We start from the raw sequence: 18,587 nt of genomic DNA, 5'->3' as shown, positions 1-18,587 counted from the left end.
AGACCACAAAGGCACTTAGCCTCAGAGTTAGGTTTAAGAGTCAGGGTAATAAGTGATGCTGTCTGGTGAGACTTTACTATTTGAAAGCCTTCCCAGAATGAAGATAGGAAAGTATGATTCGGCATGAAAACGGTAGTTTGTGTATGATTTTTGGTTGGCGACTAAACCATATCACTTACTACCGTTTTTGTTTTTAGTTCCCGCTAATCCGCGATGAACCATTAAAAAGGGTGTCATTTGAACGATCAAATGACACCCTTTTGCTTTTCTTGTTTCTTATGCGCTGTTCTTGTCTTCTGTTTGCGATGAGCGGTTAAACGTTTCCGTTGTCACTAACCGTTCTAAGCTGAGTCAGGTATTTAATCCAGCCTTTCGCCTCAGAAGATGGCTCAATGTTATTGGCACGCTTGGCTTGAGCAAGGGCGTTATCAAGATTCTTTAGCTTGTACCATGAACGCACTTTCGCTAACGCAACGTCGGCTTGTTTGTTTTTGTCTTTCACTTTATCTAAAACAACCAGAGCTCGGTCGTAGTAACCTTGCTGAACCAATAGTTGAGCCACATTCCAATGATACTGAGTGTCTTTTTTAGACGCTAACGTCCACACTTCAATCGCATTGTCCCACTCTTTCGCTAGCTGCCAGTAGGTTGCTTGCTCTGCTAGAAGTTGAACGTCGCTGTTCGCATCATCTAGCTTACTAATTTCTTGTGCTGCGCGCTCTGGAATACCACGTTTCGCGTAAAGCTGCGCTAACAAACGGCGATCTGAGTTCTTCATCTCAACACCTTGTAGATCAGCCAGCGCTAACGTGTTCAATGCATCACGATTACGTTCTAATCTTAACTGAATACCCACAAGTTGACGCCACCAGTTGTCTTTTTCTGGTTGAAGTTCAATCAGGCTTTCCAGTGTCGGAATAGACTGTTTCCACTGCTTTAGCTGAAGCTGTGCGCCCAGTTTTAGCGAAAGAGGCGACAGTTCTGATTTCGCATTGAACTTGTCGCGATTACCAATAGCAACCAGTACTTTTGACCAGTTTTCGATTTGGTATTCCGCTTGTGCAATTCGCATCCAAAGCACGTCTTTCTTTTCTGCCTCTGGCGCTGTTTTTACTAACTCGTAGTAATGTGGAAGCGCGTTTTTGAACTGTTGATCGTTTAATAACAGATCCGCAAGCATACGCTTCGTTATCCAAGCTTGTTCATCCACCAGCAAATTGGTATCGACGGCGTATGTAAGCTGCTTAATCGCCTTATCGGTTTTGCCATCTTGCCAGTAAAAAACACCTAGCATACGAGCTACGTACGCTTTGTCATAGCCCTTAGAAAGCTCTAAACCTGCTAGTACGTCAATGGCCTGTTTAACCTGTTCATCTTGAGCAAGCTTATGCGCCTTTTGAACACGAATAGCAGTATATTGGGTTAGCTCTTGTGCCTGTGTTGTAAGGGGCATTAACAACAAGCCCACTAATATCCATATATGTTTCATCATTTTGCCAACTTAAACTCTAGTTTCACGGTTTGACCAACCTGAGCTATCGCTTTTCCATCGACGACTTTCGGTTGATATTTCCATTTTTTAAGTGCTCTCATCGCTTCACGTTCAAACATACGACGTGGGTTTGCGTCAGTGACTTGAATGTCAATTGGACGTCCCGTTTCATCGATAGTAAAAGACATAATCACATAGCCTTCAGCTCCACGCTTAAGCGCTTTCGCTGGATAACGAGGCTCTACTCGATACAAAGGCATTGCTTGTTGGTTTGACCCAAAATCAGAGAATGTCGGTGCGTTAATCGCTAAGCCATCAATGGATGTGTTCAAATCCAATGAAGGCAAAGAAGACATCGAATTCAGAGGCGTAACTTCAGCTTGTGACTGAGACGTTTGCGCTTCCGGTGGCGGCTCTGGCATTTCTGGTTTTTCAGGGACTGCGCGTTGTCTTCTTTGAACTTCTTGTTCTTGTTCCACCATTACCATGTTGAAACTTAACGTCTCGCTATCGTCTGGTGAACGTTGGTGGCCATTATCGACCATCCAAGCCATGAAAGAAAACAGCGCTAAGCCCAACGCGCCCGCTAGCGGTAAAGCAAGAAATAGGCGAATCATTTATGAAGATCCTCCAAGATCATCGCTTATCAGCAGCAAGCGCAATGTTTTTAACACCTGCACCTTTCGCGGCATCCATCACTTTAACAACAGTACCGTTGTAAGCGTGTTCATCCGCTTGAATAACCAAAGAAGCATCAGGTTGTTCTAGCAACAAGTGCTCTAACGTCGCTTGGACACGTTCAACATCTACGACACGCTTGTCGATGAAAATGTCGTTTGCAGAAGTAATCGCAACAAAGATGCCTGCATCCTTTTGGCTTACTACGTTAGAAGCTTGTGGGCGATTGACTTCCACCCCTGACTCACGAACAAATGAACTGGTCACAATAAAGAAAATAAGCATGATAAAGACAATATCAAGCATCGAAGTAAGGTCTATTTGAGCCTCTTCGTTTTTAGAATGACGTCGACCGAGTCTCATCGTTGACTCCTTAAAGATTTTTCTAATTTCAATTCTAAGCGGTTACATACTTTCGCTAAGCGAGCGTGAACGAACATGCCCGCTAACGCTGCAACCATGCCTGCCATGGTTGGCAGTGTTGCTAACGAGATACCTGAAGCCATCAATTTAGGGTCACTGCTGCCTTGTGTCGCCATAACATCAAAAACAGAGATCATACCGGTTACAGTGCCTAGCAAGCCCAACATCGGGCAAATAGCGACTAACAGCTTAATAAAATTCAAGTTTTGGTTAAGCAAGATACTCGCTTGCCCTAACCAACCTTCACGAATGGCTTTGGCATGCCAAGAAGAGTGATCTTCTCTTTCATGCCACTTAGTAATCCAAGCTTGGCGCTGCTTAGGAAAGTAGAACGCAAGATAAAGCACACGTTCTACCACAAGCACCCAATACACTAGGACGACAGCCGCTAGCCACCACAGGACGAAACCGCCCTGCTCCATAAAGCTTGATAAAGACAGCAGCCAGTCACTCGTTAACCAACTCGCTGGTAATAGAGAACCCGACAAAATATCCATTACGCAGCAGTCCCAACTGGTGAAACAACAGCGTTTGATTCAAAGGTCTTTTCAGCCTGCTCAGCAACAAGACCAATACCTTGCTTCTCAAGAATATTGCGAATGTTTTCTGCTTGAGTGCTAAGAATGTTGTGTGCCAGTAGAAGAGGCATTGCCGCAACCAGACCAAGTACCGTAGTTACAAGCGCCATCGAGATACCACCCGCCATAACTTTAGGGTCGCCATTACCAAACTGAGTGATCACTTGGAATGTTTCGATCATGCCGGTTACTGTACCTAAAAGGCCCAACATTGGTGCTAGTGCCGCCAATAGCTTAAGCATCGATAGACCTTTCTCTAGGTGAGTCTGCTCATCAACTACCGCTTCTAAAAGTCGCAACTCTAACGCTTCAACCGTTTGGTTTTGTTCCTTGTTGTACATCGCAAGAACACGACCTAGTGGGTTATCACCCGCTTGCTCAGGGTTCTTAAGTTGAGCGCGAATTTTCTGGCGAGCGATAGCCAAAGAAATACCACGAACTAATGCGATGATTAAGCCAATTGCAAGCAAGCCAAGAATCACTTTACCAACCACACCACCCGCTTGAAGACGATCAGTTAGGCTTGGTGTTAGCGCTAGTTGCTCTAGCATGAACCCACGAGAAGGATCGACAACCACGTTAGACACGTCGCCATTCGCTAATGTAGATAGCGATGCTAAAGTTGGACCATTCGATGGTTGTTTCAGATACGCAATCGCATCTTCACGCTGAGTGTTCCAGCTAACATAGCCTTGCTCTGTCACAAGACCAATCGAACCTAGTCGGTAAGCGTCAACCTTGTTTGTATTGCCTTCACCATTAATGAATGCAATTTGAGATTTGCTAAGCTCAGAGCTCGCTTGGATCTGTTCAACCATGCTCATCCACAAACCGGTCAGCTGTGGCATTGAAGGCAGTGATTTAGCATCAATGATTTGATCAACAGTTGCAGTGTGTTCAGCACGATCAACACTATTCACGGTTGAGCTAAGCTCTGCGCCGAGTTCTTTTGCGTTTTGACGAACGACACCGAACAGCTCGCCTAAGCTACCGGTTTCTAAACGCAGCTTCTCTTCTAAGCGAGCAAGCTTGTTTTCGTTATCACTGAACGTTTGAGTCAGAACATCTGTCGCACCTTGGATAGACGTACGCTTCGCTTCAAGCTGAGCTTTGATCGCTTTCAGTTCTTGTTCTGTCTTTTTGAAATCAGCTTCACGCACTACGTTGTGAGAAGCTTGAGTTCGACTCTCTGATTTTGCTTTATTAACTAGCTGAGCCGTCGTATCTGATGCAGAGAAAGCTGAAAATGAAAGTGATGTAATGCAAAGCAATGCTGCTAATGGCTTTAAGTTCATTACTTAACCTCCGCAACAGTTAAAGAAACAGGTAAAGTAATTAGGCTTGGCGCCGCTTGTTGGCTTGCAATGTCGTAAGCTTTATCTAGCTCAGATTTCATTGAAGAATCTAGCTCTTGCCACTGATTTTGTGTTTGATTCCAAGACCAATATTGGCTGCCATTTAGGTTACGAGCCACCAAAGAGATACGACCTAGGTGCAACACGTCAGCTTCAATCGTTCTGTCGTTGCTCAATGCAACGCGGCCTTGGTAAGCACCGAGCTTGATGCCGTAGTCCATCTCGATTTGGTAAGCTTCCAGGATACGACGATACTTCTCAGCATCACTCACATCAGCACGAGTCATCATTGCTTGTAGCTTTTCTACTCTTTCTAAACGCTGTTCTTTCTTAATCGGCACGTCTTTCTCTACCAACTGTTCAAGACCATCGATCATTTGATACATCAATGGCACAACACCTTGGCGTGTGTATTTGATTTCTTCGATCTGCTCTTCAATGCTTTGAGCTTCTTGGTTTTGGCTCTCAACTAATGCAGCAAGGTGATCGTGATAGATTTCTAGGTTTTTAACTTCTTCTTGCAGACGCTCAATCTCAGCTTGCAGCATTAAAGTCGCTTGTGAGCTTTTATCAATAACCTTTTGGCTCGAAGCCGACGCGTTATTGGTCTTGTTTTGAATTGATTGAGCTTGATCCAAGCTGTTTGCCATAGAAGACGTTGCAACCAAACTGATGGCAAGCGCTAGGCTAGTTTTTAAAAGATTCATAATTGTAGTCATTTACTATAGAAGAAGGTCAAATACATTTTATTGATAAATACTATTATTGATAAGCACTCTCATTATCATTAAAAGTCACTCTCATTACTAGGGATATTTTACTGAATAGCAGAATCACGAAAGGAGAAAGTCGAAACTTTCCCCTTAGTATTTAGGCTAACAATAGTACCCTACTAACAAATTAGTATTTTACCTGTAAAGTCGCCATGTAGTTACGGCCTTCGCCGATTACTACGTCTTCAGCAAATTGGTGGTTTGAAGATGTTGAACCGCCACCCGCTAGGTATTCTTTATCAAATACGTTCTCGACTGTTAGACGCGCTACGAAATCAAGAGAATCGTCGTACTTAAGCGTGTATGCAGCACCCATATCTACACGTGCGTAGCCGTCTTTCTTGAATGTGTTCGCGCTATCGCCGTAACGAGAACCTTCGTAGATAAGACCCAGGTTCACATCAACTTCGTTTGTTGCTGCATAGGTAGACCAAACGCTTGCTGCAAACTCAGGTACGTCTACTGGACGGTTACCTTCATATGTTTCATGGTTCGTGATTTCAGCATCTAAGTACATTGCAGAACCAGACATTGAGAAGCGCTCTGAAATAAAGCCTTGTGCGGCTAGCTCAGCACCACGGTGAACTTGTTCGCCACCTTGTGTCTTCGTCCAATCGCCTGATAAAGTGTCTTCTACATCCATTGAAATGTTTTCTTGGGTAATATCGAATACCGCACCAGAAACGAATAGACGTTCGTCCATCAGTTCCCACTTAGTACCGACTTCGTAAGACACGCCCGTTGCTGCGTCAAGAAGTTCGCCATCGTTGGTGTAGTTGCGGCTTCCGCTAGACACAACACCTTGTGGTTCGAAACTTTCAGAGTAAGAAGCGTAGATACTACCGTTTGATGCTGGGTGGTAAATCAGGCCAAGCTTAGGCGCTACATTTTCTTCTGCTACGCCATCACTTACTTTACGGTCGAAACGAGCACCCGCAAGAACTTGCCATTCATCATTAATAGTAATCAAATCTTGGATGTAGAAGCCCCAAGTATCGTAAGTACTCATCTTACCTAGCGATGTTGGACCCACTGACGGCGCTGGTACTGTTGCATCTGGTGCGTATTCAGCGCTGCTGAAGCGATCCATACCACGGTAATAGCTGTAGCCTAACCAGTTAGCACCGAATAATAGTTGGTGCTCTGTGCCCGCAAGATCAGCGGTTGTTGTTAGATCAACGTAAGCCGTTCTGAAACGCCATTTATCATGACGGTAGTTACCGCCTTGAGTCACGGTTCCTGTACCATCAGGATTCATGTTTGAAAAGCTTGGGTAGCTTTCCATATCAATACGTTCGAAATCTTGGTAGTTGAAACCTGTTTTTACTGACCATGTATCAGTCAGGTTAGCAGCAATATCAAAACCAACGTTCTCAACATCATTCTCGATCTGTGACCACTGTGCATCCCAGATGTGCTTGTCGCTACCTACTCGGTTGCCGTCTAGCGTGTATAAAGCGCCAGAATCTACGCTACCTTCGTCGTTAGTTTTGTCGTAATGAACAGAAACTGTCACGTCTTCAGTTACATCGTAATCAACGAATACACCACCAACAAAACGTTCTGTTTGTGGTTCAGTTCCGTCACCATAAGTTCTCCAAGAACCGTAGCTTTCTTTAGATAGAATCGCGCGACCACGTAGAGTTTCAGCGTCGTTCAAAGCGCCACTTACGTCTACCGTTGTACGAGAATGGTCATTAGAACCAATATCTTGGCTAACACTTACTTGCGTATCGTAAGTTGGCTTTTTGCTTACCATGTTGATCAAACCACCTGGTGCAGAAATACCGTAAAGAAGACCAGAAGGTCCTTTTAGTACTTCAACACGCTCTAGCAGTTCGATTGGTTGACGGTAGTGAGACCAATGTTGCTGGCCATTTTTAAGGAAGCCCGAAGAGCTTTCTACCGAGAAACCACGTAGAGAGAAACGTTCACGGTTACGGCTTGTACCGCCAGCACTTACACTCGCGTCATTCTTAAGCACGTCACCAAGCGTTGTTGCACGCTGTTCATCGATGATTTGCTCGTCGATTACTAAAACTTGTCCCGGAGTCTCTAATTGAGTCGCCTCCATGCGCATTGCTGTTGTGTTCGTGTCGGCTTTATAACCGTAGTCACGACCTTCAACAACCATATGCTCGTCTGTTTTTACTGTTTCTGCCAATACTGCTGGTGAAGCTAATACTGCGCCGATCACTAAAGCCAATGGGCTCTTTGAAAACATGTCCTTTACTCCGCTTTTATTCTTTTAGACAAACACTTTGTTATTTATTCGATGTGTTCGCTGAACCGTTGCCGGTACCACTGAATTATTTCGGGAGTGAATATAAGTGATAACTATTACCATTTGCATTAAATTTACATTCTTTGCATTCGTAAAGTTTTGTAAAGGCCTGTCGGTGAGTCATATTTGAGGAGTTCAACAAAACCATTCAATACAAATAGTTAAGGCTCATGGACGTAAATCGACTGGTTATCTTCACCGAATTTTTTGAAACAACGGTATTTGTTCAGTCAATTGAAGACGTGAAGATTGATAAGAAAACCATCTCTTCTTATTTACTACCTTTGAAACGACAAATTTATGTATAAAACCCTCGAAGGATGTAAATTAATAGTGAATTATTTTGTTTTTATTTGTTTAATTTACACAATTATCAGTGATTTTGATCACATCTATAATTCCAAACTCATTTTTTGTTTTTCGAATTGATTATCCGACTGCTAATCTCCTGCTCACTTTGAAAAGGTATCAAAGTTATAAATAATAAGGAGTGTTCTAAATGAATACCAAGAAACCTATGTCTCTGACTGGTCGAGTAATCCTCGGTATGGTCGTAGGTATATTAACGGGATTCGCCATTCAATCCCTTTTTGCAGACAACGGATTTGTTAACAACTACATCGTTAACGGACTCTTTGAAGTGGGCGGACAAATCTTTGTCGCCAGTTTAAAAATGCTTGTTGTGCCTCTAGTCTTCGTTTCACTAGTGTGCGGTACAAGTTCTCTTAAAGACTTATCAACTCTTGGCCGTATGGGTGGCAAAACGCTTGCACTTTATATCGGTACTACTGCCGTTGCCATCACTCTAGCATTAACTATCGGTAACCTGTTCCAACCTGGAGCTGGTGCGGATCTTACTGCTGCGAGCTCTTTCAAATCAGCGGATGCCCCTTCTCTGGGCCAAGTAATCATCGACATGTTCCCAACCAACCCTATTCAGGCGATGGCTGAGGGCAAAACGTTACAAGTTATCGTATTTGCAGTGTTGTTTGGTATCGCAATCAGTGCAGCGGGCAAACCCGGTGAACGTATCGCTGCAGTTTTCTCTGATCTAAACGAAGTGATCATGAAGCTAGTTGCGCTACTAATGAACCTTGCTCCTTACGGCGTATTCTTCTTGATGGCGAAACTGTTCTCTGGCCTTGGCTTAGGTGCAATTTGGAACCTAGCAGAATACTTCTTAGTGCTTGCTGGTACCCTGCTGTTGCATGGCTTGGTGACTTACAGTGCGATGCTTAAAGGATTCACAGGTCTTAGTCCGATTACGTTCCTACGTAAGATGGAAGATGCAATCATGTTTGCATTCTCAACAGCATCTTCGAACGCAACAATTCCAGTAACTATGGAAACGGCTAAGAACCGTATGGGCGTAGACAACAAAGTCGCTTCTTTCACAGTACCACTAGGTGCAACTGTGAACATGGACGGCACTGCAATCATGCAAGGTGTTGCGACGGCGTTTATCGCGCAAGCGTACAACATCGACCTTTCAATGGGTGATTACCTAATGGTTATCCTAACGGCGACACTGGCGTCTGTTGGTACTGCAGGTGTCCCTGGTGTTGGTCTTGTTATGCTAGCGATGGTATTGAACCAAGTTGGCCTGCCGCTTGAAGGTATTGCTCTAATCATGGGTGTTGACCGCCTTCTTGATATGATTCGTACCGCTGTAAACATCACAGGTGATAGTGCCGTATCTATCATCGTTGCTAAGTCTGAAGGCGCTCTAGACGAGTCTCGCTTCAACGACCCAGCAGCAGGTGAGAAAGAAGAAGAAGTTAAGCTAGCTCGCCAACAGGCATAGTCTCGCTTATCTTATGCTCTTGTCTTCAAGCTCAGGCGTAATTAATGGCTACGCCTAGCCCATACCAAAGCGCATAAAGAAAAACGCCACTGCAGATGCAGTGGCGTTTTTATTGGGTATCGCTTAAGTCAGTACTACTGAGTTGGGACAGTTATCAATTTAAGGTAATTATCAATAGGGAAAGCTAATCACCGATTGGGAACATCAAGTTCACTCTCAGCCCCCCACCTTCTCTATTCTCAGCAGTTACATGTCCATTCATCACACCCATCGCTTCTTTAACAATCGCAAGGCCCAGACCGTAGCCACCAGACCGTTTGTCTCTTGCTGATTCAATACGAGTGAACGGGTCGAATATACCTGCAATCTTGTTATCAGGAATACCATCACCGTCATCTTCTACAGATATTACACTGTAACGTCTATCCATTACCTGTTCGTATGTCGTCACGACCACATGAGCGTTCTCACCCGCGTATTTAATGGCATTCCCGACCAAGTTACCAATGACTCGAAGCAGTAGCCTCTCATCAACGTTCACCATTGATATCGGCGTCCCTAGGGAACCAATCAAAGTTTGATTCGGTTTTAAATCGTTTTGCATCTGCGCGATCAACATTGAACAATAGTGCTCAAGGTGCATTAAACTTAACTTGGAGTCATAGCGAGAGGTTTCTAAGCGGCTAAATTCAAGTATCTCACCCACCAGCTTATTCATCTCTTCTGTTTCATTTTCCATTCGTTCTAGCAAACCAATGCTTTTATCATCAACCTTGCTGCGCAGCAGGTGTAGTGCGAGGTTTTGCCTTGCTAATGGTGTTCTTAACTCGTGTGAGACATCACGAATCAAACAACGTTGCTTTTCAGCCAGAGATTTAATCTCAAAGGTCATATAATCAAAATCGTGTGCAAGCTCGTTGAATTCACGCGTGGTGGAGTTCAACTCCGACACCACACTGACCGTGAAGTCACCTTGAGCCAGTCTGCGGCTCGCTTCTCTCAATCTATCCAACGGTTGCTGAAGGCTTTTGGCCATGATAATCGAGAACAGAGACAATACGACCAATGCAATCAATGCTTTAAGCATATAGGAATATGGCGCAAAAGATTTTGCGGGATGAAACTGGTGCGGTAGTTGGATAACCAGTGTTTTACCGTTATCCAGTGGTAGGCCGAAGATCGGCTTACTCACACGATCACTAAGTTGGTGATCTAACGTTCTTAAGTATTTGAGCTTAAATTCAAAATGTGGGTGCATGTGACGATGTGTGATCGGACGATTGTCTTTATCAATGACGAACAGATAATACTGCTGAGCATTACCCCAGTCCGCGAGTTCATCCATGTCCCCTTCTTCGATCAACACATTCGCTTGGTAAGCAAGGTCGAGCATTTCCGCTTTTACCGATTCTGGGACTTTAAGCAGCGCTTTCATCAAGGCTCTTTCAGCGACACCTTGCAGGATCAAAATACTCACCAAAATGACGGTCAGGTAACTGAACAGTTGGAAAGTGAGTCCGTCTTTACGCTTAGCAATAAAATCAGGGCAACGCAGCAGTTTTTTACTCATGCTCCGACCGACTCTAGGTAACTGTAACCTTTACCACGAACGGTTTTTATATGTTGTTTAGACAAACCTGCCTGAACGAGCTTTCTACGTATATTGCTGATATGCATATCTAAATTACGATCGAAGGGACACAATTCTTTCTTGAGTACATGGATTTGCAGATCAGATTTTGAGACGACAATACCGTCATTTTTGACCAAATAATCAAGCAAGTCTTTTTCAGTGCCAGTTAATGGCAAACGAGAGAGTTGTTCACACAAGCCGTGATTAGAGGAAGCTAAAGATTGTCTTTGGCGTTCAAAACCCACTCGGCGCAAGATCACCTTAATACGGGTTAAGAGTTCAGGAACATTGAAAGGTTTAGCGATGTACTGGTCGGCGCCTGCTTGGTAGCCATCGAGCATTGAGGCATCGTCGTTAAGCGCGGTTAGCATAAGAATGGGAGTAGCAAAACGCTGACAAATACGTCTTGCTACTTGAATGCCGCTTAGGTTCGGAAGCATTACATCGAGTAGAACCAAATCGACAGGGTGAGATTGAATAAACTCAAGCGCGGATTCACCGCAATGAACAGTATCAACGTGATACCCCTCATTTTCTAACACTTCACCCAGTAATTCACACAACTGAATATCATCATCAACAACTAAAACGCGAGACATTGGACACGCCGATAAATAAGAACTGTTTGCATTCTAATTATCGTTATTATTGATTTCAATTATAAAGTGCCCGATTTCCTTTATAGAAGAAAATCTTTTTCAATCGGTACAAATTTTGAGGCAGAATCGATAAGATTTTGAGCAGTTAATCCCGGAACACCATACACTTCAACAGGTTTGCCAAAACGTTCTTTGATTCGCTCTACAAGGATTTCGAAATCACCGTCTCCTGATACCAAAACAATCGTATCAACCGTCTCAGCAAGTTCTATCGCGTCTAACGCAATACCCACATCCCAATCGCCTTTTGCACTGCCATCTCGACGCTGAATAAACGGCTTTAACTTCACATTAAAGCCCACACCACGAAGGATATGATGAAATTGACGCTGCTTTGGATCTTGGCTTGAGATTGCGTAAGCATTAGCTTCAATAACGTTACGCCCTTCCGTGGCAACATACCAAAACTGGTTATAGTCGAAGTTAGAACGGTATTTGTCGCGCGTCGTGTAGTAAACGTTCTGAACGTCGACCAAAATTGCTATGTTTTCCATAAATTCATACCTTTAGATTTTCCGTATACCCTATTCTATTCAATTGTAAAATGCGAGTCGCTTTACTCAATAAAAATGAACCTGCCATCTATCGTTAACGTAAACCTAATATCTTTAGCGTAAAGCTAAGTGTCTTTAACGTAATCCTAACTATGCTTACTGTAAGTGGATTTGTTTTGAACGTTTCTAGGTGGTTCTGATCTTCACCTTTTCCTTTACGTTGCATTCAAATCGTACTCAGGCTTAGAGCTTTTAAAGGGAGGTTGGCAATGCTGCACCGACAAACACACAAATCGAACGTAAGCATCGACACAACCAAAGCGGTGCAAACTTCGAATCAACCATCAAACTCTGGTATCTGGTTTAGTTTGCTTAAACTACTGACCATCAGCACGGTATTAATCATGAGCTTAACCATCAACTCAGCACTCGCCTACCCCGCCTATTCTCACTCAAAGCCTTTGCCGCACCGCAGTGTGATTTATTTCGCTCCAAAGGAAGATTCAATCGTTAAAGAGTTTCTGAATGAAGTGTTGCTCAATAACTGTCAATTGGACGAACGAGATGTCGTCATTATGGTTATTGCTGAGAGTGGTTACACAGTCCCGACATGGTTAGAAGAAGAGTTTAACTTAGAGGCCGTCACCAGTATTTACGAGATCCCGAAAGGATCTCACACCGCTGTTTTGATTGGTAAAGACGGAAAAGAGAAGCACCGGTGGAGTGGCAAAACAGACTGGAAACAGATCACCAATATCATTGACGAAATGCCGATGCGCCAACAAGAAATGCAGCGACAAGGCAGCCGCTGCAGTATTTGATTCTTGCTGAGCTCAGTAGTGGCTTAGAGAGCTAACTAGAAGGTCAAACGATTAAGCTTGCTTGTTGAACCAAGCAAGTTTTTCATGGAGCTGAGCCACGCTGCCTACAACAATCAGCGCTGGGCTCTTTGCGACGCTAGCAAGATCAGCTAAATCACGTAACCCACCTCTAAACACCTTCTGTTCTTGGCGCGTACCGTTTTCGATGATCGCAACCGGCATGTCTGCTCGCATACCGTTATCCAGTAAGTTTTTCTGAATGTTTGGACTCTCTTTCAAGCCCATGTAAAACACGATCGTGTGATTATGTTGAGCAAGAGATTGCCAGTCGATATCTTCGCCATCTTTCTTCAAGTGACCTGTAATAAACTGCACGCTTTGCGCATGATCACGGTGAGTCAACGGAATGCCCGCGTAAGCCGTAGCACCAGCCGCAGCCGTGATACCAGGAATGACTTCAAATCTCACATCATTCTCAGCTAATGTTTCACACTCTTCACCACCACGGCCAAAGATAAACGAGTCACCACCTTTTAGGCGTACTACGTGCTTGTTCTCTTGCGCTTTAGTGACCAACAGTTGGTTGATCTGATCTTGCGGTACACAGTGATGATCAAGCTTTTTACCCACATACAGCATTTCTGCTTCTGGGTTAGCCATCGCCAAAATATCTTTTGATACCAAGCGGTCATAAACCAACACGTCTGCTTGTTGAATCACTCGTGCGGCTTTTAGCGTAAGTAAGTCTGGGTCGCCCGGACCTGCACCTACCAATGAAACAAATCCTTTGTTTACTTCTTTAACATTCGATGACGATACTTCTGACATGCTGCGCTCCGAAGGTTTGCTTGTTTTATCTCAAGCTTCAATCTATGTGATAAGTCACTGTATTCATGATGACTTATCCAAATCCTTAACCCTTAGACTATCAGGTGTTGAATTAAATATTCAGTCTAAATACTAACGAAGATAGAAGTAATTATAACAAAACAGTCTATTGCGAGTAATTTGCGCAATGATATAAGGGCTTTCGAACTAAAAAAGCCCCAAACATGTTGTTGGGGCTCTTAATCTCATACTAAATTACGTTTCACCGTATTCAGAATTACTTAGCACCTAGAGAAGGAGCTGTTTTAGCATGAGTTAGGTATAGAGGAACACACGTCATTAATAGACCACCAACGATGTTACCTAGGATTGTTGGGATAAGGTTGAAGTTCAACCATGTCGCGATACCAAAATCAGCGCCAAGAATCATACCTAGTGGGAATAGGAACATGTTTACCACTGTGTGCTCAAATACGAGTGCGAAGAAGATGAAGATTGGGAACCACATCATTGCTACACGGCCAGATACTGTGCGTGCAGTCATGTTGCCAATCACACCTAGACATACCATAAGGTTACAGAAGATACCGCGTACGAAACACGTGATCCATCCGTCCATACCCATGTTTTCAAAACCTAGGCTACGACCTGTAGAAACAGCAATGAACTTTTGAGCAACAGCGTTTGGTTCTAAAGAGAAGTTACCCGTTAGTGATACTGCAACAAGGAAAGCAACAATCAAAGAACCGATAAGGTTACCAAGACCAACAATACCCCAACAACGTAGGATACGACCCCAAGTAATACCTGGGCGGTTGTCGAATTTCGCTAAAGGTGCAAGGCCGAATACGCCAGTTACTAGGTCATAACCCATTACACTTAGAATGACGAAGCCAACTGGGAACACAAGTGCGCCAACAAGGCCAATACCGGTTTGAACCATTGCTGTAATAGCAACAACAACCGCTAGAGAAAGGATGATACCAGCCATAGTGCTTCGAATCAGAAGATCGCGAGTACTTGTTTTCGTTTTCGCTTCACCCACATCAATCATCGTTTGAACGAATTCAGCTGGTTTGTAATCAGGAGACATAAGGTTGTCCTTAAAAAGTTTAAATTAAAAGTTAAAATTGGATAGGAAAAGGCTCTAGTTGCCGAGTTAAGGCAATATCGAGAACTAGAACCCTTGAACTATCAAATCTTACTCATCCGAAGATTAAGCAGAGATTTCTACAGCGCCTTTGGCAACACGAGCTTTGTACGCTTTCACGTTGAAGTTCTCGTCTTCCATGCACACACCTGTTGCTAGGTTAAAGCGTTGCTTCTTAAGTGGGCTTGCTACCCAAAGCTCTTCTTTGTGCTCAACAATCAAACCACGTGATAGCACGTTAGATTGGAAGTATGGGTCTGTGTTGCTAATCGCGAATACTTCTTCAGCCTCAGTTGGGCGGAAGATAGCCACTTGCTCACCACTAACCAACGCACAAACACCTGTACCTGGGATAATGTCTTCGATCTTACAAACTTTGGTAAATGCCATGATGTCGTCTCCCAATTAAACAGATTCTACGTGAATGATGTCGCCCTGATGCTTTGAAGTAATGGCTTCAGGGTGTTTCTCAGTGAATGTCGCAGGACGGTGTTGTTCACGACCATCTTCAACAAACACAACGTTATCATCGCGGTCATCAGCATTGATGAAGTGTGCAAAGCGCTTAAGTTGAGCTTCGTCGTTGATTGTATCTGTCCATTCACAAGCGAAGTTATCAACTAGGCCAGCAATGTCAGTTTCAAGTTGGTCATTGATACCAAGCTTGTTGTCTACAATCACTTCACGTAGGTAATCAACACCACCTTCTAGGTTGTCCATCCATACCGAAGTACGTTGTAGTGGCGCAGCCGTGCGGATGTAGAACATCATGAAACGGTCGATGTACTTGATTAGCGTTTCTTGGTCTAGGTCGCTTGCCAGTAAGTCTGCGTGACGAGGTTTCATACCACCGTTACCACATACATACATGTTCCAACCTGCGTCAGTCGCAATAATACCTAAATCTTTACCTTGAGCTTCAGCACACTCACGAGTACAGCCAGACACACCAAACTTCATCTTATGAGGAGTACGGATGCCTTTGTAACGGTTCTCGATCATCACGCCTAGGCCAACTGAATCTTGAACGCCGTAACGACACCAAGTAGAACCTACACATGTTTTCGCCATACGAAGTGCTTTTGCGTAAGCTTGACCCGTTTCGTAACCTGCAGCGATTAACTTCTTCCAGATTGCTGGTAAGTCATCTTTCTGAGCACCAAATAGGCCGATACGTTGTGCACCTGTGATCTTGGTGTACAAGTTGTATTCAGCAGCAACATCAGCAAGAACGCTTAGTGCTTGAGGTGTTACTTCACCACCCGCCATACGAGGGATTACAGAGTAAGTACCGTCTTTTTGCATGTTACCTAGGAAGTTGTCGTTGGTATCGTGCAGCTTCACTAATTCAGGCTTAAGGATGTGTTCACCCCAGCAAGAAGCAAGGATAGAACCTGCTAGAGGCTTACATACTTCACAGCCGTAGCCTTTACCGTATTTCTCTAATAGCTCATCGAACGTTTTGATTTCTTCGATGCGAATTAGGTGGAAAAGCTCTTGGCGAGAGTATGCAAAGTGCTCACACACGTCGTTCTTCACTTCAACACCAGCTTTAGCAAGTTCAGCGTTTAGTACTGAAGTCACTAGTGGAATACAACCACCACAACCAGTACCTGCGCCTGTTACTGCTTTGATATCACCGATTGTGTGGTGACCTTCAGCAACCGCTTGAGCGATCTTGCCTTTAGTCACATCGAAACAAGAACAGATAACAGCAGACTCAGGAAGAGAATCCGCGCCAAGTGTTGGCTTTTCAGCACCAGCATGAGCAGGAAGAATCAATGCATCTGGGTGTTCTGGTAGGTCGATTTCGTTCAGCATAAGCTGTAGAAGATCACCGTAGTCAGACGTGTCGCCAACCATTACTGCACCAAGCAGCTTCTTGTTGTCTTCAGAAACGATTAGACGCTTGTAAACTTCTTGTTCTTCGTTTTGGTAAACGTAGCTCTTACAGCCAGGAGTACGACCGTTCGCATCGCCGATAGAGCCTACTTTCACGCCCAAAAGCTTAAGCTTCGCAGACATGTCAGCACCTTCAAATGTGCTTTCGTTACCAACAACGTGGTCAACCGCTACCGTTGCCATTTTGTAACCAGGAGCCACTAGGCCGTAGAACGTTTGGTTCCAAGACGCACACTCACCGATTGCGTAGATGTCTTTGTCTGTCGTTTGACAGTGATCATTAATCTCGATACCGCCACGTGGTGCAATACCCAGCCCCATTTGACGAGCAAGTTTGTCTTGTGGGCGAATACCAGCAGAGAATACGATGAAATCAGTTTCTAGCTCTGTACCGTCTGCAAAGCGCATTACGTTACGAGCTTCAGTGCCTTCAGGAGCAATCTCAAGCGTGTTCTTACTTGTATGTACGTTAACGCCCATACGTTCGATTTTTTGACGAAGTTGGTTACCACCCGCTTGGTCAAGCTGCTCAGCCATTAGCTTAGGAGCAAACTCAACAACGTGTGTTGTCACGCCAAGTGCTTTTAGTGCGCCTGCCGCTTCAAGACCAAGTAGACCGCCACCAACAACCACACCAGACTTTGAGTTCTTAGCCGTTGCTTCGATAGCTTTCAAGTCTTCGATTGTGCGGTAAACGAAACAGTCTTTACCTTCGTTACCTTTGATTGGCGGAACGAATGGGTATGAACCTGTAGCAAGGATTAGCTTGTCGTATTGAATTTCACGACCAGTACTTGAGTAAACTGTTTTCTTTTCACGGTTAACGTTAATAGCACGCTCACCGATCAGCATGTTGATGCCGTGTTTCTCGTAGAAGCCTTCTTTAACTAAAGAAAGTTCGTCCGCAGTATGGTGTGAAAAGTAAGAAGAAAGGTGTACACGATCATAGGCTACGCGAGGCTCTTCACAGAAGACTGTGATGTCCATGTTAGCAACGTCTGTCTTCTCGACTAAATCTTCGATATAGCGATGGCCGACCATCCCGTTACCGATTACGACTAGCTTCATCTTGCTCATAAGAATTCCTGAAGGTTATATATTTCTTAACTGAGCGAATAATGAATTATGAAAGAAAATGAAAATATGATGTAAATCAATTACGAAATAGAACTACCCTAAAGGGGTAGGACAAAAGAGGTAGATCTGCTGATTTATCATACGAAGCAAACGAATAACCGTAGGTTTAATAAGGTTTAGCGGGGTTTTATATACACTTTCGTGCAGTAGATAAGATGTTGTAAAGTTTCACAATAGGTTAGCAGTAACACAAGTAAATGACAATCATTTTCATTTGTGGTCATAATAAGTGTAATAACTCATGAAAGCGTTACAGGATCATGAGCAACTATGTATAAATATGAAGAATTTAATGACGCAAAAGACAGTCGCCCTTTTCCATTCCCCACTCATTCCACTCACAAACGGCGCAATTGGTTAACAGATACTGTTGGTTGTTTAGCAAATGATAGGTTTACATAAGGAAAAGACCGGCACAAAAGTGATCTGATATAGCTTGTTCCTAGTGGTGCTACTGATTAGAGAGCATACGTGGAAGTTTGAACATAGCATGAGGGTTTAGAATTTCAGATAGCAAAAAGACCAGCATTTCTGCTGGCCTTTCAACTTTGAATAGTGGAGGCGCCTCCCGGAGTC

The 18,587-nt window shown here is 43.9% G+C and carries 16 protein-coding genes and 1 pseudogene; 2 read left to right on the top strand and 15 right to left on the bottom strand.

The window, feature by feature from the left end:
- The 8 genes and pseudogenes from AB4351_RS04795 to AB4351_RS04760 all read right to left on the bottom strand — a co-directional run.
- Positions 1-125: pseudogene (locus AB4351_RS04795) on the bottom strand (ISL3 family transposase); the annotation flags it as partial.
- A 188-nt stretch (positions 126-313) separates the two neighbouring features.
- Positions 314-1,492, bottom strand: coding sequence for a tetratricopeptide repeat protein (locus AB4351_RS04790; RefSeq protein ID WP_372125224.1), 1,179 nt, complete (start codon positions 1,490-1,492; stop codon positions 314-316).
- Entirely contained in the window at positions 1,489-2,109 is a 621-nt protein-coding gene (locus tag AB4351_RS04785) for an energy transducer TonB (protein ID WP_299137211.1), read from the bottom strand. The genes AB4351_RS04790 and AB4351_RS04785 overlap by 4 nt, the downstream gene beginning before the upstream one ends.
- 19 nt (positions 2,110-2,128) lie before the next feature.
- Positions 2,129-2,533, bottom strand: coding sequence for a biopolymer transporter ExbD (locus AB4351_RS04780; protein WP_004739212.1), 405 nt, complete (start codon positions 2,531-2,533; stop codon positions 2,129-2,131).
- A complete protein-coding gene (locus AB4351_RS04775; RefSeq protein WP_004731144.1) occupies positions 2,530-3,090 on the bottom strand; it encodes a MotA/TolQ/ExbB proton channel family protein in 561 nt (186 codons plus the stop codon). The genes AB4351_RS04780 and AB4351_RS04775 overlap by 4 nt, the downstream gene beginning before the upstream one ends.
- A complete protein-coding gene (locus AB4351_RS04770; protein ID WP_372125222.1) occupies positions 3,090-4,466 on the bottom strand; it encodes a MotA/TolQ/ExbB proton channel family protein in 1,377 nt (458 codons plus the stop codon). Before AB4351_RS04770 ends, AB4351_RS04775 begins: the two co-directional genes overlap by 1 nt.
- Positions 4,466-5,233: a DUF3450 domain-containing protein gene (locus AB4351_RS04765; RefSeq protein WP_017062550.1), complete on the bottom strand. Its 768-nt coding sequence runs from the start codon at positions 5,231-5,233 to the stop codon at positions 4,466-4,468. The genes AB4351_RS04770 and AB4351_RS04765 overlap by 1 nt, the downstream gene beginning before the upstream one ends.
- Before the next feature lie 193 nt (positions 5,234-5,426).
- Entirely contained in the window at positions 5,427-7,523 is a 2,097-nt protein-coding gene (locus tag AB4351_RS04760) for a TonB-dependent siderophore receptor (protein ID WP_372125220.1), read from the bottom strand.
- 559 nt (positions 7,524-8,082) lie between these two features.
- Between AB4351_RS04760 and AB4351_RS04755 the strand changes: the two genes are divergently transcribed.
- Positions 8,083-9,387: a dicarboxylate/amino acid:cation symporter gene (locus tag AB4351_RS04755; protein WP_017062553.1), complete on the top strand. Its 1,305-nt coding sequence runs from the start codon at positions 8,083-8,085 to the stop codon at positions 9,385-9,387.
- 184 nt (positions 9,388-9,571) lie between these two features.
- On the opposite strand, the gene AB4351_RS04750 is transcribed toward AB4351_RS04755, so the two are convergent.
- The 3 genes from AB4351_RS04750 to AB4351_RS04740 all read right to left on the bottom strand — a co-directional run bounded on the left by AB4351_RS04750 (position 9,572) and on the right by AB4351_RS04740 (position 12,173).
- Positions 9,572-10,957, bottom strand: coding sequence for a sensor histidine kinase (locus AB4351_RS04750; RefSeq protein ID WP_017071485.1), 1,386 nt, complete (start codon positions 10,955-10,957; stop codon positions 9,572-9,574).
- Complete coding sequence (locus AB4351_RS04745) at positions 10,954-11,619, bottom strand: response regulator transcription factor (RefSeq protein WP_017062555.1); 666 nt, start codon at positions 11,617-11,619, stop codon at positions 10,954-10,956. The genes AB4351_RS04750 and AB4351_RS04745 overlap by 4 nt, the downstream gene beginning before the upstream one ends.
- 80 nt (positions 11,620-11,699) lie before the next feature.
- The gene (locus tag AB4351_RS04740) at positions 11,700-12,173 is read right to left on the bottom strand and encodes an NYN domain-containing protein (RefSeq protein ID WP_372125218.1); all 474 of its coding nucleotides are present in this window, start codon (positions 12,171-12,173) and stop codon (positions 11,700-11,702) included.
- A 269-nt stretch (positions 12,174-12,442) separates the two neighbouring features.
- On the opposite strand from AB4351_RS04740, the gene AB4351_RS04735 reads away from it, so the two are divergent.
- On the top strand, positions 12,443-12,994 hold the full coding sequence (locus AB4351_RS04735; RefSeq protein WP_372125216.1) for a DUF4174 domain-containing protein: 552 nt from the start codon (positions 12,443-12,445) through the stop codon (positions 12,992-12,994).
- A gap of 51 nt (positions 12,995-13,045) precedes the next feature.
- Here AB4351_RS04735 and cobA read toward each other — a convergent pair whose 3' ends face one another.
- The 4 genes from cobA to nirB all read right to left on the bottom strand — a co-directional run bounded on the left by cobA (position 13,046) and on the right by nirB (position 17,951).
- Positions 13,046-13,822 (bottom strand): uroporphyrinogen-III C-methyltransferase, encoded by a 777-nt coding sequence (gene cobA / locus AB4351_RS04730; protein WP_017071487.1) that lies wholly within the window; start codon positions 13,820-13,822, stop codon positions 13,046-13,048.
- 277 nt (positions 13,823-14,099) lie between these two features.
- Complete coding sequence (locus AB4351_RS04725) at positions 14,100-14,915, bottom strand: formate/nitrite transporter family protein (RefSeq protein WP_017062558.1); 816 nt, start codon at positions 14,913-14,915, stop codon at positions 14,100-14,102.
- Positions 14,916-15,038: 123 nt separating this feature from the next.
- Positions 15,039-15,362, bottom strand: coding sequence for a nitrite reductase small subunit NirD (gene nirD, locus AB4351_RS04720; RefSeq protein ID WP_017062559.1), 324 nt, complete (start codon positions 15,360-15,362; stop codon positions 15,039-15,041).
- A 15-nt stretch (positions 15,363-15,377) separates the two neighbouring features.
- Positions 15,378-17,951, bottom strand: a complete 2,574-nt coding sequence (gene nirB / locus AB4351_RS04715) for a nitrite reductase large subunit NirB (RefSeq protein ID WP_017062560.1) — start codon at positions 17,949-17,951, stop codon at positions 15,378-15,380.
- Between the last annotated feature and the right edge of the window lie 636 nt (positions 17,952-18,587).

This window comes from Vibrio sp. 10N.261.51.F11 (assembly GCF_041471665.1).
In the GTDB taxonomy this organism is placed as follows: domain Bacteria; phylum Pseudomonadota; class Gammaproteobacteria; order Enterobacterales; family Vibrionaceae; genus Vibrio; species Vibrio crassostreae_C.
Note: the sequence above shows the minus strand (reverse complement) of the source record. Positions and strands in the feature narration are given on the sequence as shown.